This is a genomic window from Labrenzia sp. 5N (assembly GCF_012395805.1).
Lineage (GTDB): Bacteria > Pseudomonadota > Alphaproteobacteria > Rhizobiales > Stappiaceae > Roseibium > Roseibium algicola.
In genome coordinates this window covers 740,689-756,132 of sequence record NZ_JAAZTM010000020.1, presented here as the reverse complement: position 1 = coordinate 756,132, position 15,444 = coordinate 740,689, and the positions used below count along the sequence as shown (strand labels likewise).

The following is a 15,444-nucleotide window of genomic DNA, read 5'->3' as shown; positions in this document are numbered from 1 at the left end:
GCAAGGTTGGGAGAGACGGCGATGACAAATCCATTCGACGATCCGGACGGCATTTTCCATGTGCTGGTGAATGACGAGGAACAGCATTCTCTCTGGCCCGAATTCGTGCCGATTCCCGATGGCTGGCGGTCGGTCTTCGGCCCCGGCAAGCGGCAGGACTGCGTGGACTACGTCAACGCCAACTGGACCGACATCCGCCCGAAAAGCCTTCGGGATGCTGCCCTGAACTGACATATTTCTCAAACGGTGATGATCCACCTGGAGCGCCTGGTCTTCGATGAATTTCTTTCGTCTCTTGTATCGTGAAGCGGGCGACAGCAAACGCACCTTCCTGCTGCTTTCCCTGGTGCCCGGGCTGGTCATGGGGCTGATCATCGCCGTCATCAACGCGGTGACGAACTATCAGCAGAACACCGGTCTGCAGTGGCAGTATCTCGGTCTCTTCGTGCTTGGCTGCGCGACCGTTCTCTTCACGATGAATCGCGCCCTCAACATGGCAACCGCAATCATCGCCGATTATCTGTGTCGCTTGCGGATCCGGGTGACCGCGCAAGTCCGCAGTCTGAACCTCGCAACCGTAGAAGAAATCGGCCTGACGCGTATCAGGGCAGCAGTTGGTCGTGACCATCAGACAATCGAGGAAACAGCGCCTGCGCTTGTCGGTCTGATCTATTTCGTCATGCAGTTGGTCATGTCGGCGCTCTACATCTGCTATCTCTCGCCGCTTGCCTTTGTCGTCACCCTGGCGTTTCTGGCCGGCGCCATCTTCTTCTATCGCAAGAGCTACCGCGATGCGGAGGAACTGATGCGCCAGGCAAGCCTGAGCGAACAGGCCTTTCACAACAGCTTCGAGAATATTCTCAGCGGCTTCAAGGAAGTGAAACTGAACGCGCAGCGCAGCGACGATCTCTTCCACAACTACATCATTCCGCGATCAGAGCAGGTCGAGGATCTACGTGTGGAATCCGGCCGCTCCTTCAACTATGGCCAGTCTGTCAGTGATGTCTTCTTCTATACGCTCATGGGAACGCTGGTCTTTGCGATACCGTTTTATGTGTCGGACCTCTCGATCCCAGGCAAGATTGTCACGGTGATCGTCTTTGCCAGCGGCGCAATCACCTCGATCATCCGCATGTTGCCGGTGGTTTCGCGTGCCAATCTGGCGGTGTCCAATATCGAGGAATTGAGAGAGCTTCTGGAAAAACACAGCGAAGCCATGAATGAGCGCAGCGAAGTGCGGCAGGCAAGGCTTTCCAAAGGTATATCCCTGAAGAAGATTGCCTACACCTATCATAGCGAAGATGGCGACCGCCCGTTTTCGATCGGGCCTTGTGACCTGGAAATTGCATCGGGCGAAATGGTCTTCATCGTGGGGGGCAACGGCAGCGGCAAGTCGACTCTCGCGAAGATCCTGACCGGTCTCTATGAGCCGGATGGCGGTCATCTGTCTTGGGACGACAAGGTCGTCAAACCTGAAAACATCGACCGGTATCGCAGCCTGTTTTCGGTCATCTTCTCCGATTTCCACCTCTTCGACCGGCTTTATGGTGTGGATCTGACGGACGAGCAGAAGCTTTACGACCTGCTGGAAGACATGAAACTGGACGAGAAGGTTCACTACCGGAACAACAGGTTCAGCACGACGAACCTATCCACCGGCCAGAGAAAGCGGCTCGCCATGGTCGTTGCCCTGCTGGAAGACAGGGATGTCTACCTCTTTGACGAATGGGCCGCCGATCAGGATCCGGAGTATCGGCGCTGGTTCTATACAGATTTCCTAATGAAACTGAAGAAAGAGGGCCGCACAGTCATCGCGATCACGCATGACGACCGGTATTTCGATGTTGCAGACAAGATCGTCTGGATGGAAGAAGGCAGGATCAGCAAGGTGTCCAGTCCGGCTGATGCCACGGTCTGAAACCTTCGGCTGAGGTCTTGACGGTAGGGCCTGGCCAGTGTCCAGGTCACTTCTCAACAGGGTGAAACAGTCTGCCCTCCGATTACCATCTCCAGAGTTCCGGGAGTTAACTTGCCAGGCACCAAGGCGATCATTCTGGAGACGACCGGCTGCAGCTCCGAGGATCTCGAATCTGCGCTGGAAATTCTCTCGGAGGATGAACTACAGCGGTTTCATGCGTTTCATTTCGATCAGGACCGGAAGGACTACGCGCTTGCACATGCGTTGCTGCGGAAAACCCTGAGTGATCTGGAACCCGGTACGGCACCGCGCGACTGGCAGTTCGTGCCAATGGCTGCGGGAAAGCCGGCAGTCGCCGGACGGTCAGACCTCGACTTCAGCCTGACGCATACACGTGGCCTGGTTGCCTGCGCCGTGACGAGGAAGAGCGTGATCGGCATTGATGCGGAAACGGATCAGCGTGCGGTCGAAGTAGACATGTTGATGCGCGACGTTTGTTCACCCGGAGAAAGACAAGAGCTGGCGAAGGTTGAAGGAGCTCACAAGACCTCCAGATTTCTGGATTTCTGGACGCTGAAAGAGGCGTATCTGAAAGCTGTTGGCCTGGGCATTACAGCCGATCTGACCACCGTCAGCTTTACCTTGGCTGACGATCGGGACATCGCTATTTCTGCGCCGCCCGACCTCCGCCGTCCGGCCAGTTCCTTCCAGATCAGCCGGCGTCCAGGGCACTGGCGTGTCGCGCTGGCGGTCTTTGGCGGAATAGACGCTAGGGACGTTGAAATCATCCTTTGTGAAAAGCGGAGCTTTTGAAAAGCTCCGAAATTTGTTATTTCGCGTCTACTAAAGTCGGTCGACATGAGAACAAACTTGGATAACGCACCTCACTGCGTGTCCAGCCTGGACGGTGGACGTCCGGAGCCAGTTCCTTGCAGTTGAAGAAAAATGCAACAGTATCAAGAGCATAAGTTTTCCATCGCCCCCATGATGGAGTGGACGGATCGCCATTGCCGCGCGTTTCACCGGCAACTGACGCGGCATGCGCTGCTCTATACGGAGATGGTGACGACTGGAGCGGTGATCCATGGCGACCGGCAGCATCTGCTAGGCTTTTCCGATATTGAGCACCCGGTTGCCTGTCAGTTGGGCGGATCTGATCCGAAGGACATGGCGGAAGCCGCGCGGATCGTTGCTGATTTTGGCTATGACGAGGTCAATATCAACGTTGGTTGCCCGTCCGACCGGGTTCAATCCGGCCGCTTCGGCGCGTGCCTGATGGAAGAGCCCACCTTGGTGGCGGCATGTGTCGAGGCCATGAAGGTCGCCGTCGATATTCCCGTAACCGTGAAATGCCGGATCGGTGTCGACGAACAGGACCCTGAAGCGGCGCTTGACGCCATGGCGGATGCCGTTTTTGCTGCGGGCGCAGATGCCTTGTGGGTGCACGCGCGCAAGGCCTGGCTCAAGGGACTCAGCCCAAAGGAAAACCGGGACATTCCGCCGCTCGACTATGAGCGGGTTCTGCGCCTGAAGCAGCGTCTGCCGGACAGGTTCATCGGCCTCAACGGTGGCTTGCAGACGCTGGACCAGGCGGAACCATTCCTGGAGACCCTGGATGGCCTGATGTTTGGCCGCGCTGCCTATCACACTCCGCAGATCATGGGAGAGGTCGACCGGCGGCTCTATGGCGCCAGCGGGCCGGACGTCTCGCCCTGGGATGCGGTGAAGGCGCATATGGCTTATCTGGAAGAACAATTGGGCAAGGGCGTAAAGCTGGCACATATGACGCGGCACATGCTGGGCCTGTTCCACGGGCGTCCGGGGGCGAGGTCCTGGCGGCGCATTCTGACAGTTGAGGCGATCAAGCCCGGTGCTGGTCTGGAAGTGGTCGAAAAGGCGCTTGCAGCGGTCAGTCCTGCAGGAGCCGAACTGGCGGCAGCCGAATAGGACTATCGCGCGGTTCCCGATCCGCTCAAGGCGTCATGATCAACTTGTCGCCTTCGATGCGCCAACTGCGCAGATGATCAAGTGCGGTCATGCCGAAAAGGCTGGAATCGAGCGTCCCCTGGCGCCCGACGAAACCGCGGATGTTGCGCAGCGTGTGATCGCCGATGGTGATCGTGTCGATCTTCACCGGCGCGACCAGTGCACGGCCGTTAGCGGTGGAAACCGGTACCGAAAATGTCAGGTCTTGTGGGCGATAGCCGGCACGCAGCGCGTCTTCATAGGTCAGGACAACGGCACTGGCGCCAGTATCAAGCAGAAACTCCGCACGGGCACCGTTGATGCGTCCATCCAACACAAAATGCCCGCCAGCATCGCGGACAATCAGAATGGTGCCGTCGGGCTGGGTCACGGCAAGTCCGGGCGCCAGTGCGCCAAGAACGCGGTATCCCGCCTGGACCAGTTCCGCCTTGTAGACATAGCCGACAACGAGCAGGGCACAGAAGCCACCCCAGAAAACCGTGCCGTGCAGGATTTCGCGGGCTTTCGGCTGGCCGAACAGGAAACTGGCCAGAAAAACGAAGGCGAGTGCGGAAAGGGCAACAACCCGGGGGCCAGTGTCATCGAAGTTGACATTCGCCGGGTCGGTCGGGTCACCAAAAAACGCATAGAAAGCGACAACGGCCATGACCAGCACCAGAATGACAACCATCAGGCCGCGGTAGTTTCTGGGATTGTTCATCCGCGCACTCCGGGCTCAGTGGTCGGCTGAGGCCGGTTCGCCAATTCTGCGAGGATCTGGTTGCGTTTGGCCTCACTGTAACTCGCCCAGGACGCGATTTCGTCAAGAGTGCGCATGCAGCCTGTGCAAAGGCCTGATTTGGCGTCGATCTGGCAGATGTTGATACAAGGTGACTTCATGAAGCGCATATGGCCGCAGATTGTGGCGTTGCCAAGACTGTATTGGGCGGAAAACAGCGAAAAATGACCGGATCAATAGCCGCCTGACGCATAGGTGAACGGCGCGGTGATGACCTTGATCGGCAAGGTAACTGCTGCCTGTGCCGTCGTGCCCACAAAGGACCCCAGGTCGTCACCAAGATTGGCGCCACGGTTGTGGTCGGCACTGGACCCGAGTGCGGAGCTGCCGAGTGCCTTGCGCAAGTCAGGCTGCAGCTGTGCAAGCTGTGCAAATTTCGAATGGTTCGTGCTGTCCAGCGATTCAAGCTCGGTCACGTCGATAACGACAGCACCGAGTTCCGCCAGTTCCTGATCGTTGGAAAAAGCCCCGACACGTTCCTTGCCACCTGCAATGGTGCGCGAGATGCGCAGGGCCTTGTCGTCACGCGAAACGATAACGGTAAAGGGCCGAGGCATCGGGCCAATTCGCTTGAGCTGGGTCTTGAAGAGGTCGATATCGATGTCGGGCGCCGCCAGAACGATGTCGTTGACATGCTTTGCGACAAGCCGGCGGTTTTCCGGTCGTGCCTGTACCGCGGTTTCCATCAACAGCCAATTGCCCATTGAGTGGGCAAGAATGGTGATGTTGTCGGCATTGGTCTTGGCAAGTTCCACAAGCGTTTCTTCAAGGGCTCCGCGAGCAATCGCGGCGCTGTTGAGGTCGTAGACGTAATCCTGAAGCTTGCCGCGCGAGGCCCAGGTAAACAGAACCGGGACGCCCTGGAACTGACTGTCGTTGACAATCTGCGCGAACCGGTAAAGCCCTTCCGGAAAGCGCGTGTTGTAGCCGTGAATGAACAGCATTATGTCGCGTTCGCCACGTGGCAAACTGGCAAGCCTGGCGTTGACGGAACGCCGGAAGGCGGCCTTGTCGGCAATGTAGTCGGCCTTGCGAGCAACAAAGTCGGTCTTGGGGTTACCCGGCAGACTTTCGGGCCACTCGATCTGGCCCGGTTTGTGAGATGGCGGTACCGAAATCGAGGCTTCAGCGTAATTGACCGCGGCTGAACGCTCACCGCTGAAATAGGTGTCGGGGCGGTCGTCCCGCTGGCGGGTGGTGACGATCAGGATATCATTTATCCTGGCACCAACGACCGGGTCTTCGTTGAGCGCGAGCGCTCCGACTTCCGGCCTTCCGGAACAGGCGGACAAGATGGCAAAAACGATCAACAGGGTTGCTGCGCGCAAACCTGTTGCTTCTCGTCTAACTGAATTGCCCGATACTGACATGTGAGCTATTCCCGCCACCAAGGCCTCTATCCGCTACTCACGGCACCATAAGCATCCCTGCAAGAAAGCCAAGACCAGTGAGTTGTTGAACTGCGCCTAAAACATCGCCAGTGGCTCCGCCAATCTTGGCCACGGCAAGCCGACCGGTCGCATGTGCCGCGGCAATGGCGATGACAAGAGCCAGCAGCAAGGCCGGCAGGGAGAGCAGGAAGAACGCAGGCAGCATCACAGGCAACGTCACAAGAAAAGCTTGTTGCACGGTTGACCGGGAGGGCTTTCCAAAGCAAGCTCCGAGCCCTTCAGGTCTTGCAGATGGCAGGCATTGCCACTGCCAGACAAGCAGCATCCGGCTGAGGGCTTCTCCCGCCAGAAAAAGCAGCGCCGCATCAGCCGGTCCGAATTTTTGCCAAAGCGCTGCAAGCAGGACGGCGCGCAGGAGTACCGAGATCATCAGGGCGAGAGCACCAAAGGCTCCGATGCGGCTGTCCTTCATGATGTCGAGGCGTCTTTCGCGGGTTGCACCGCCGAAGAAGCCGTCGGCTACGTCGCTCAAACCATCTTCGTGAAGCGCTCCGGTTGTTGCCGCAAGAACTGCTGTCAGGAGAACCGCAACGGCCAGAAGCGGCAGTTGAGAGAAGCCGAGCGCAACACCGACGCCGGCCGCGGGCAGGGCAATGATTGCACCTGCCAGAGGCGCTGCACGGGCGATCCGAACAAAGTCCGGAGGGGACATCGGGTCGTCTTCGGTGTTGACTGCAGGCAGCGGCAGCCGGGAGAAGAATCGTACGCAAGCTGCAGTGTCCGCGGCGAGTGCCTTGCCCCCGTGCAGCCAGACCTGGTGTTGATCCCGGGTTTTCCTGGACCGCGTTTCAACCTGTGAATCAGGCTCTTGGTCGGTTTCAGAGCTCATCAGGCCGGTCCCGTGCTTGAGTTTTTACAGGGCGAAGTTATAGAACAGCGGCTAAGCGAGACCAAGTGGCCACTCGACGGCCTCGAACAACCGGAACCAAAAGAACATGTCCCTCTCCGAGACCGCGCTGCCCTTTGACGATATCCGCAATCTGGTGAAATCCATGCCGGGGCCGGACGAGGATGCGCTCGCGAGGGTGAAGGCCCGGGATGCGGAGTTGACCAAACCTGCTGGTTCGCTCGGAAGGCTTGAGGAAATTGCCGAATGGCTGGCTGCCTGGTCCGGCAAGGCACCGCCGAAGATCACGCGGCCGATGGTCGGCATCTTCGCGACCGCCCATGGGGTTGCGGATGAAGGCGTGTCCGCGTTTCCAAGTGCGGTCAACCGGCAGATGGTCGAGAACTTCGCGGCTGGCGGTGCTGCAATCAACCAGATCTGCCGGGCTTACGACATCGGCCTGAAGGTGTTCGACCTGGCGGTCGACATGCCGACCCCCAGCATCACGCGGGAAGACGCAATGGACGAAGCCAATTGCGCTGCGACCATGGCATACGGCATGGAAGCGCTTGCCGGCGGGATTGACCTGATCTGTCTTGGTGAAATGGGGATCGGCAACACCACAGTCGCTGCTGCGGTTATCAACGCGCTGTTCGGCGGCAAGGCTGAAGACTGGATCGGGCGCGGCACCGGCGTTGACGACGAGGGCCTTGCCCGCAAGCGCGAAGCTGTCGAAAAAGCAGTTGCTCGACTGAACGGCGAACGTGATCCGCTGGAGATCCTGCGTCGCATTGGTGGCCGCGAGATTGCAGCCATGACCGGCCTCATCATTGCCGCACGCCTGCAGCGCGTTCCGGTGATTGTCGATGGCTTTGTCACGACGGCTGCTGCCGCTGTTGTTTATGCGATGGACCCGGCCGGTCTCGACCACTGCCTCTTCGCCCATGTTTCGGCAGAGCAGGCCCATGCGAAGGTGCTCGAGCACATGGGCAAGGATGCGCTGCTCGATTTTGGCATGCGTCTGGGTGAAGGCTCCGGTGCTGCGCTCGCTGCAGGTATTGCCAAGGCAGCCGCCGAAATGCACTCCGGCATGGCCACCTTTGCGGACGCCGGTGTGTCCGAAAAAGACGACTGAAGCTCTTTCAGGAATTGAAGCGGCCTGAAACCGCTGATGCGGATCAGGCCGATCTTGCCTTGCCGGACGGTACGCCGCTGTCCTTGTCGTTCGGGTCCACCCAGATGACATCCGGCGAATAGTTCATGATCCTGGCTCTCGGCAGGGTGACGATCACCTCAGTGCCTTCGCCGGGTCTGGACTTCAGCGAAAACTTGCCGTCGTGCATGTTGATCAGCGCCTGGACGATGGACAGGCCAAGACCGGTCCCCGGTTCTGCCGTCTTGATGGCATGAGACCCCTGACCGAAAGCTTCCAGCACCGTCGGAATTTCGTCTTCCGGAATGCCGGGGCCCGTATCCTTTATCGAGACGTATTGTCCGCCATCTGACGTCGGTCCAACCTTGATCCAGACTTCGCCGTTCACCGGTGTGAACTTCACGGCGTTGGACAGGAGGTTGAGCACCACCTGACGCAGGGCTCGCTCGTCCGCCCAAACGCGCGGCAGGTCAGGCTCGTGGGTGTGGTGAAGCGAAATCGTCTTGGCCTTCGCCCGAACCTTCATCATGGTCCCGCATTCTTCGACGATATCGTCCAGGAAGATCGGCTCCTCATGCAATTCGTGCCGACCGGCCTCGATGCGGGACAGGTCGAGAATTTCGTTGATCAGGTTGAGCAGGTGTTGTCCCGAGCCGTGTATGTCTTCGGCATAGGACTGGTAGTTCTTGTTGTGCATCTTGCCGAGTACTTCATCCTTCATGATTTCGGAAAATCCGAGGATGGCGTTGAGCGGTGTCCGCAGTTCATGGCTCATCGTGGCCAGGAAGCGGGACTTGGCAAGGTTGGCAGCTTCTGCGCGGCGGCGCGCTTCGTCCGACATCGCGTTCGCAGTTTCCAGCTCGGCGATCAGGTGATCCTTGTCTGCCCGGTATTCCAGCATCGTGTTGGCGTTCTTCAGAAGCTGGTTGCCCAGGATCAGGAAGAAACCCTGCGCGCCGATCGCCATGGCGGCGAGCGTATAGTGGATCGGGTTCACCTGCTGCAGGAAGCTGACGGTGACGATCAGTGTCATGGGCAAGGTGCTGGCAAGCAGGCATTTCGGCAGGGTGGCCGACTGCATCGTGTTCATGGCAACCACGATCAGCAGCGTCGCGAAATGAAAGATGACAAATCCGTCGCCGGATTCGCTGGTCTGGGGCAGCAGAAAGAAGCTGGCCCAGCTGCAGCCGTAGACGAAGTCACCAAAGGCGAACCTGCGCCGCCAGTAGATGCGGGCTTTCTGGTCGGACGGAGCCTTCTCGTAGGAATGGCTGGTGATCACCATCATGAAGTGGGTGCAAAGCGTCGCCGTAAACCAGGCGCCGATGAAGAGAGGGTTGATCCACAGAACGGAGATCGCGGCAACGATCAGGGCGAGAAGTGGTACCGCGTAGGCAGCGTTGATGCGGGTGTCGGCAAACAGATGCTGCCGTTCCAGATCGAAAGACGTGTACCAGTTTTCAGGCGTACCAAGGCGACTGCGCACATCGTTGGCCGAGCGCGCCATCTCACGACGGCGCTTGGCGCGCTGTTCGTTGATGGTGACTTTGTCGTCGCCGGTTTCTGACGCAACCGATGCCATTTGCTGCCCAAAGTTTTGATTTTGTTATCGCGCTGCCGCGTGTTTATTCAACCTGACTCACCATTTCTTAAGATCGTCCTCAAGATCGTGGTAAGGGAAGTGTTAACAGGCTGTGCCAAGGTGCAACTCATTGTCAGAAAAGACGAATTCGAAAACACTCGACAGACTTGCAGCTGACGTGCGGTCGTGCCGGATCTGCGTCGAGAAACCTGAAAAGTCGGCATTGCCGCATGAGCCCAGACCAGTTCTGCAAGTGTCTGGAACAGCAAGGCTTTGTGTCTGCGGACAAGCGCCAGGCACACGCGTTCACCAGAGCGGCAGACCGTTCACCGATCCCTCAGGTGACCGGTTGAGAAACTGGATGGGCATCGACGAGGATATTTTCTACGACGCCGGTAAACTGGCTATCGTGCCGATGGGGTTTTGTTTTCCCGGACTGGACGCAAAAGGGGGCGATCTGCCACCGCGCACCGAATGCCGCAAGGCCTGGCATGACCGCTTGTTTGCCGCCATGCCGCAGATCGAACTGGTGCTGGTTATCGGCCAATACGCCCAAGCCTATCATCTCGGGTCAAACCGGCAGAAATCCCTTACCGAGACAGTGTCGAACTGGCGTCAGCATTTTGCTCGGCAGATGGACGGCAAACCGGCGGTCCTGCCGTTGCCGCATCCTTCCTGGCGCAACAATGCGTGGCTGAGAAAGAACCCGTGGTTTGAAACCGAGCTGCTGCCAGTTCTTAGAGGCGAGGTTCAGCGCCTTACAATGGTGCCCTAATTGCTGAAATTCGAAAATAATTCTCATTTCGGTGAGAATTGACATTTTCATTGAAACTCCGTTACGAGTTTTTATCTTCAATGAAAATGATTTCCCAACATGTTGCGGACTGCGCGGTCGGGAATCTCTGTTGCTCCTGGCCGGATCTTGAATTCATGATTGATCGTATCGACCGTCGCATCCTGTCCATTCTCCAGGAAGATTGTACCGTTCCGGTGGCTGAAATCGGCCGCAGGGTGGGGCTGTCGACCACGCCGTGCTGGCGGCGCATCCAGAAAATGGAAGAAGACGGGGTCATCACCGGCCGCGTCGCCTTGCTGGACCCGGCAAAGGTCAATGCGAAGGTAACGGCCTTCGTCGCCATTACCACGAGCCAGCACTCCGAAGACTGGCTGAAGAAATTCGCCGATGTCATCCGGGAGTTTCCCGAAGTGGTCGAATTCTACAGGATGGCAGGTCAGGTCGACTATCTGTTGCGTGTCGCCGTGCCGGACATCGAGGCCTATGACGCCTTTTACAAGAAGCTGATTTCCCGGATCGACATTTCGGATGTCTCGACCACCTTCGCCATGGAGCAGATCAAGAACACCACGGCCTTGCCGCTCAGCTATGTGGCACCTGAAAAGCCTAAACCCGACCGGGACAAGTGAACTGGCCGGCAACACGATCTGCTCCGGCCAGCGAACCCCTGAGGTTCATTCGGTCTTCTGGTTGGTTCACTTGGACGTTTTGGGCCAATAGGTGCCGATGCTCCAGATGTTTCCTTCAGGATCCTGGCAAATGAATTCCCGGCTGCCGTAGTCCCGGTTCGTCAACCCCTCCAGGATTGTCGCCCCAGCTGCAGTGGCGCGGTCGAACAGTTTGTCGGCATTCTCCACCGCCAGGTAAATTGCCTTGCCGCAAGGGCCGTCCGGATGCCCGATGATCTTTGCAAAAGCGTCGTCGCGGGCCTGACCGACCATGATCATGGCTGATCCGAAAGCCAGCTCTGCATGCACCACAGTGCCGTGGTCGTCCCTGTGCACTTCGTGTTCGACAAACCCGAATGAATCTGCGAGCCACTTGATCATGGCATTGGCATTGCCGAACCGGAAAACGGGATAAATCCTGCTTGCTTCATGAGACATGTCGTACCTCCTTTGATGAAGGAGATGATAGCTCTTCGCGATTTTGCGGGATTGAAGTTTTGTTACCTACCAGGTGCTGGCAGTGCCATTCAGCAGCCGTGCGCGCCAGGCTTCCGGTGAGTGACCGGAAAACTCGGAAAAGTCCCGAATGAGATGGGCCTGATCGGCGTAACCGCAATCAACCGCCAAGCCGGCCCAATCGATGTTGCAGCGGTTCTGTGCATGTTTGAGCACCTTGCCGAAGCGGATCACCCGGGCAACCGTCTTGGGCCGAAGGCCGATATCCTTCCGAAATTTTTGTGCCAGGTGCTTTCGGCTCCAGCCAATCTCCTTAGCCAACGATGTGACTGAGACCTGGCCTCCGGTTTCAAGTAGCCGTCGCAACACATGATCCGCCGGTGTTCGTTGGACGGTGTCTTGCCGTAGGCGTTTGATGACGTAGGCAAGGGCATGATCAAGCCGCGCATTCCAGCTTGTCAGATCCTCGATCCGGCGGACAAATTCAGCCAGTTCCGGTTCCGCGACATCGGCAAACGGCAACATCTGGTCTGTCAGCAGGTCCATTGGGAACCGGAAAAAATGACGGGCACCGATGGGAGTAAAGTTGATCTGCAGGCATTTGGCACGGCCATTTGACTGAATGAAAACCGGAGAACTGCTAAGCCCGGCCAGAAAGGTGGGACGCTCATTTTCAGCGGTTGGATGCTGACCGAGCGCGATTTCAAACGGATCGCCGAAACTCAGGATGAGCGGAATGGTCAGTGAGGCGGTTTCAACCTGCCTGTTCGTCTGCGGATTTCGCTCTTCGTAGCCGATGATGTCGGTGAAAAGGCTGCGCAAGTCCGGCGGTGCTGTCCGGCGCCAGAAACCGGCATCAATGCCGGGGGGAACTGAGGAGGAGGGCGGTGAGGCATTTTGCGAGGTGGTCATGATCCTTCCTTGTCGGGGCAGGATAGGATCAACTCGGGTCGTGGTCACCCATAATCATTCAGTCTTACCGGGACCCAGCGGATGACGCGCGCGAAATCTGGCGAATTCGGCATCGGATACGGTTTTCCCGGTAAAGATCTCGATGTAGTGGGGCATGCGCTGAAGCCTGGGGCCAAGCGGCTCGCTCGGCCGATCCTTGACGATGGAGATATAGCCGATCTGCGTCAGATACATGGTGTTGGCTCTCACGTCGGCCGAGGCGTGTTCATAGCCAAAACGTTCGAACATCGCTGTAAAAGCCTCGATGCGTACACGGTCGGCTTCTTCCAGCATGGGTGTCAGGTCCGGATCCGCATGTGCCCAGTTGCGCATCGCAAATTCCAGCCGGGAATCGAACAGCTCCGGCAGCAGCCACAAATCGAAAAGGTTCAGGATCGCCTCGGTGATTGTCTCCGCGTAATCCTCGGTCCGTTTGACCAGATTGCCGGTGTTTTTCGTTTGCCACTGGGTGATCAAGGCGTCGAGCAGGTCGTTCCGGTCTGAGAAATGGCCGTAGAAACTGGTCCGCGACAGACCGAGCCTGTCGGCCAGGGGCATCACCTTGACGGCATCAATGCCATGTTCAATCAGCGCCTGGTAGGCAGCTTCGATCCAGATTTCACGCGTGCCGCGCCAACCGGACGTTTTTTCGATCAATAGGTCGCTCATGTGCTTGCGATAACAAAGCTCCGGCCAGCCGACAATCAAAATTGACACCAATGTCGACAAAAGCGACACATATGTCGCTTTTCAGACTTTTCAAAGATGATCGGTGGGAATTAATCTTTGCAAACCTGAGGAAATCCGTGACGCGGTGGAATGCCCGGAGAGGAAAGAGATGTCGAAAGATCCGTTGTTGCAGCCCTATCAGCTGAAACATTTGACGCTGAAAAACCGGATCATGATCACGTCGCACGAGCCTGCGTATCCTGAGGATGGCATGCCAAAGGACCGGTATCGCGCCTATCACGAGGTCCGGGCAAAGGCCGGTGTCGCACTGACCATGACCGCCGGCTCCGCGGCCGTCTCACGCAACTCGCCACCCGTCTTCAACAATATCCTTGCCTACAAGGACGAAGTCGTGCCGTGGATCAAGCGGCTCACGGATGCCTGCCACGAACACGATTGTGCGGTGATGATCCAGCTGACCCATCTTGGTCGCCGAACACACTGGAACAAGGGTGACTGGTTACCCGCGGTTTCGTCCAGCCATGAACGTGAAGCGGCGCACCGGGCCTTTCCCAAGCAGGTCGAAGAGTGGGACATCGCCCGCATCATCGCCGACTATGCCGACGCGGCGGAACGCATGAAGGCCGGCGGGATGGATGGCATAGAGCTACAGGCCTACGGTCATCTGATGGACCAGTTCTGGTCTCCGGTCACCAACACGCTGGATGGACCGTACGGCGGTTCACTGGAAAACCGGATGCGCTTTTCGCTCGAAGTCATCGAGGCAGTTCGGCAGAGGGTTGGTGACGACTTCATTCTGGGCATCCGTTTTACCGCGGACGAGGATCTGGACGGAGGCATCACGGAAGTTGAAGGTCTTGAAATTGCCCGTCGCCTGAAGGCTACGGGACAGGTCGACTTCCTCAATGTCATTCGGGGCCACATCGACACTGATCCGGGGCTCACCGACGTGATCCCCGTTCAGGGCATGCGCAACGCCCCGCATCTGGATTTTGCCGGCCGCATCAAGAAGGAAGTCGGCATGCCGACCTTCCATGCAGCCAAGATCCCAGATGTCGCAACAGCGCGCCATGCGATCGTCGAAGGGCTTCTGGACATGGTCGGCATGACGCGCGCGCATATGGCCGACCCGATGGTGGTCAGGAAAATTGCCGAAAAGCGGGAAGGGGATATCCGCCCCTGCGTGGGAGCAACCTATTGCCTCGACCGCATCTATCAGGCTGGCGATGCACTTTGCATCCACAACCCGGCAACCGGTCGGGAATTGACCATGCCCCACGAGATCCCGGTCGCGGACACGAAAAAGAAGGTGGTCGTCGTTGGAGCAGGGCCCGCCGGCATGGAAGCGGCGCGCGTTGCAGGCGAACGGGGGCACGATGTGATCGTGTTCGAGGCAGCGCCACATGCCGGTGGTCAGATCCGGCTGACAGCGCTATCCGAGCGCAGGCGTGAAATGATCTCCATAATCGACTGGCGAATGGACCAGTGCCTTGCGAAAGACGTGAAGTTCCGTTTCAACACTTTTGCAGAAGCAGAAGATATCGCGGGAGAAAACCCGGATGTGGTTATCGTCGCAACAGGAGGCTTGCCGCATACGGAAGTCCTGAGCGAAGGCAATGATCTTGTTGTCTCTGCCTGGGATATCATTGCTGGCGACGTCAAACCGGGCAAGCGTGTACTCGTCTACGATGATGCCGGTGATCATCCCGCACTTCAGGCGGCCGAGATGATCGCAAAATCAGGCGCTCATGTGGAGATCATGACGCCGGACAGGTCCTTCGCCCCGGATGTCATGGCAATGAACCTGGTGCCTTACATGCGGTCGCTGCAGGACAAGGACGTTCGTTTCACGGTCACCTACCGCCTGAAAGCTGCAAAGCGTTCCGGGAACTTGATCACCGCTGTCGTCGGAACAGACTATTCCAGCCACACGGAAGAGCGGGAGTTTGACCAAATCGTCGTCAATCACGGTACAATACCGATGGACGAACTCTATTTCGAGCTGAAGCCGATGTCGAAAAACCTTGGTGCAGTTCAGCAAGAAGCGTTGATTTTTGGCCGCCCGCAGCCTCTCGAGGCCAACCCGGATGGCACATTCGCGCTTTTCCGCATCGGCGATGCGGTTGCGGCTCGCAACACCCATGCGGCAATCTATGATGCATTACGTTTGGTCAAGGACATTTGACGTG

16 protein-coding genes are annotated in these 15,444 nt (G+C 57.9%); 8 read left to right on the top strand and 8 right to left on the bottom strand.

The window, feature by feature from the left end:
* Positions 1-21 precede the first annotated feature (21 nt).
* The 4 genes from HEP89_RS23975 to dusA all read left to right on the top strand — a co-directional run bounded on the left by HEP89_RS23975 (position 22) and on the right by dusA (position 3,865).
* Complete coding sequence (locus HEP89_RS23975) at positions 22-231, top strand: MbtH family protein (protein ID WP_022999502.1); 210 nt, start codon at positions 22-24, stop codon at positions 229-231.
* A gap of 46 nt (positions 232-277) precedes the next feature.
* On the top strand, positions 278-1,918 hold the full coding sequence (locus HEP89_RS23970; RefSeq protein ID WP_077293063.1) for a cyclic peptide export ABC transporter: 1,641 nt from the start codon (positions 278-280) through the stop codon (positions 1,916-1,918).
* 111 nt (positions 1,919-2,029) lie between these two features.
* On the top strand, positions 2,030-2,731 hold the full coding sequence (locus tag HEP89_RS23965; RefSeq protein ID WP_077293062.1) for a 4'-phosphopantetheinyl transferase superfamily protein: 702 nt from the start codon (positions 2,030-2,032) through the stop codon (positions 2,729-2,731).
* A gap of 132 nt (positions 2,732-2,863) precedes the next feature.
* On the top strand, positions 2,864-3,865 hold the full coding sequence (gene dusA, locus HEP89_RS23960) for a tRNA dihydrouridine(20/20a) synthase DusA (protein WP_168693216.1): 1,002 nt from the start codon (positions 2,864-2,866) through the stop codon (positions 3,863-3,865).
* Between the two features lie 25 nt (positions 3,866-3,890).
* Here the strand turns inward: dusA and HEP89_RS23955 are convergent, their stop codons facing one another.
* The 4 genes from HEP89_RS23955 to cobS all read right to left on the bottom strand — a co-directional run bounded on the left by HEP89_RS23955 (position 3,891) and on the right by cobS (position 6,962).
* Entirely contained in the window at positions 3,891-4,604 is a 714-nt protein-coding gene (locus HEP89_RS23955; RefSeq protein ID WP_168693215.1) for a TIGR02281 family clan AA aspartic protease, read from the bottom strand.
* The gene (locus HEP89_RS23950; RefSeq protein ID WP_286201073.1) at positions 4,601-4,783 is read right to left on the bottom strand and encodes a DUF1289 domain-containing protein; all 183 of its coding nucleotides are present in this window, start codon (positions 4,781-4,783) and stop codon (positions 4,601-4,603) included. The genes HEP89_RS23955 and HEP89_RS23950 overlap by 4 nt, the downstream gene beginning before the upstream one ends.
* A 72-nt stretch (positions 4,784-4,855) precedes the next feature.
* The gene (locus HEP89_RS23945; protein WP_209014808.1) at positions 4,856-6,010 is read right to left on the bottom strand and encodes an alpha/beta hydrolase; all 1,155 of its coding nucleotides are present in this window, start codon (positions 6,008-6,010) and stop codon (positions 4,856-4,858) included.
* Between the two features lie 79 nt (positions 6,011-6,089).
* Positions 6,090-6,962 (bottom strand): adenosylcobinamide-GDP ribazoletransferase, encoded by an 873-nt coding sequence (gene cobS / locus HEP89_RS23940; protein WP_168693212.1) that lies wholly within the window; start codon positions 6,960-6,962, stop codon positions 6,090-6,092.
* 106 nt (positions 6,963-7,068) lie between these two features.
* On the opposite strand from cobS, the gene cobT reads away from it, so the two are divergent.
* The gene (gene cobT / locus HEP89_RS23935; protein ID WP_168693211.1) at positions 7,069-8,094 is read left to right on the top strand and encodes a nicotinate-nucleotide--dimethylbenzimidazole phosphoribosyltransferase; all 1,026 of its coding nucleotides are present in this window, start codon (positions 7,069-7,071) and stop codon (positions 8,092-8,094) included.
* A 43-nt stretch (positions 8,095-8,137) separates the two neighbouring features.
* On the opposite strand, the gene HEP89_RS23930 is transcribed toward cobT, so the two are convergent.
* Entirely contained in the window at positions 8,138-9,694 is a 1,557-nt protein-coding gene (locus tag HEP89_RS23930; RefSeq protein ID WP_022999494.1) for a HAMP domain-containing sensor histidine kinase, read from the bottom strand.
* Positions 9,695-9,824: 130 nt separating this feature from the next.
* Between HEP89_RS23930 and HEP89_RS23925 the strand changes: the two genes are divergently transcribed.
* Positions 9,825-10,469 (top strand): uracil-DNA glycosylase family protein, encoded by a 645-nt coding sequence (locus HEP89_RS23925; protein WP_055653842.1) that lies wholly within the window; start codon positions 9,825-9,827, stop codon positions 10,467-10,469.
* Between the two features lie 158 nt (positions 10,470-10,627).
* Positions 10,628-11,119, top strand: coding sequence for an Lrp/AsnC family transcriptional regulator (locus tag HEP89_RS23920; RefSeq protein WP_031268819.1), 492 nt, complete (start codon positions 10,628-10,630; stop codon positions 11,117-11,119).
* A gap of 66 nt (positions 11,120-11,185) precedes the next feature.
* Here the strand turns inward: HEP89_RS23920 and HEP89_RS23915 are convergent, their stop codons facing one another.
* From HEP89_RS23915 to HEP89_RS23905, 3 genes are all read right to left on the bottom strand, one after another.
* Positions 11,186-11,596 (bottom strand): VOC family protein, encoded by a 411-nt coding sequence (locus HEP89_RS23915; RefSeq protein WP_168693210.1) that lies wholly within the window; start codon positions 11,594-11,596, stop codon positions 11,186-11,188.
* A 66-nt stretch (positions 11,597-11,662) separates the two neighbouring features.
* Positions 11,663-12,526, bottom strand: coding sequence for a helix-turn-helix domain-containing protein (locus HEP89_RS23910; protein WP_168693209.1), 864 nt, complete (start codon positions 12,524-12,526; stop codon positions 11,663-11,665).
* Between the two features lie 54 nt (positions 12,527-12,580).
* A complete protein-coding gene (locus HEP89_RS23905; protein ID WP_022999489.1) occupies positions 12,581-13,234 on the bottom strand; it encodes a TetR/AcrR family transcriptional regulator in 654 nt (217 codons plus the stop codon).
* Positions 13,235-13,403: 169 nt separating this feature from the next.
* On the opposite strand from HEP89_RS23905, the gene HEP89_RS23900 reads away from it, so the two are divergent.
* Positions 13,404-15,440 carry an NADH:flavin oxidoreductase gene (locus HEP89_RS23900; RefSeq protein WP_168693208.1) on the top strand — a complete coding sequence of 679 codons (2,037 nt, stop codon included), beginning with the start codon at positions 13,404-13,406 and terminating at the stop codon, positions 15,438-15,440.
* The last annotated feature ends 4 nt before the right edge of the window (positions 15,441-15,444 follow it).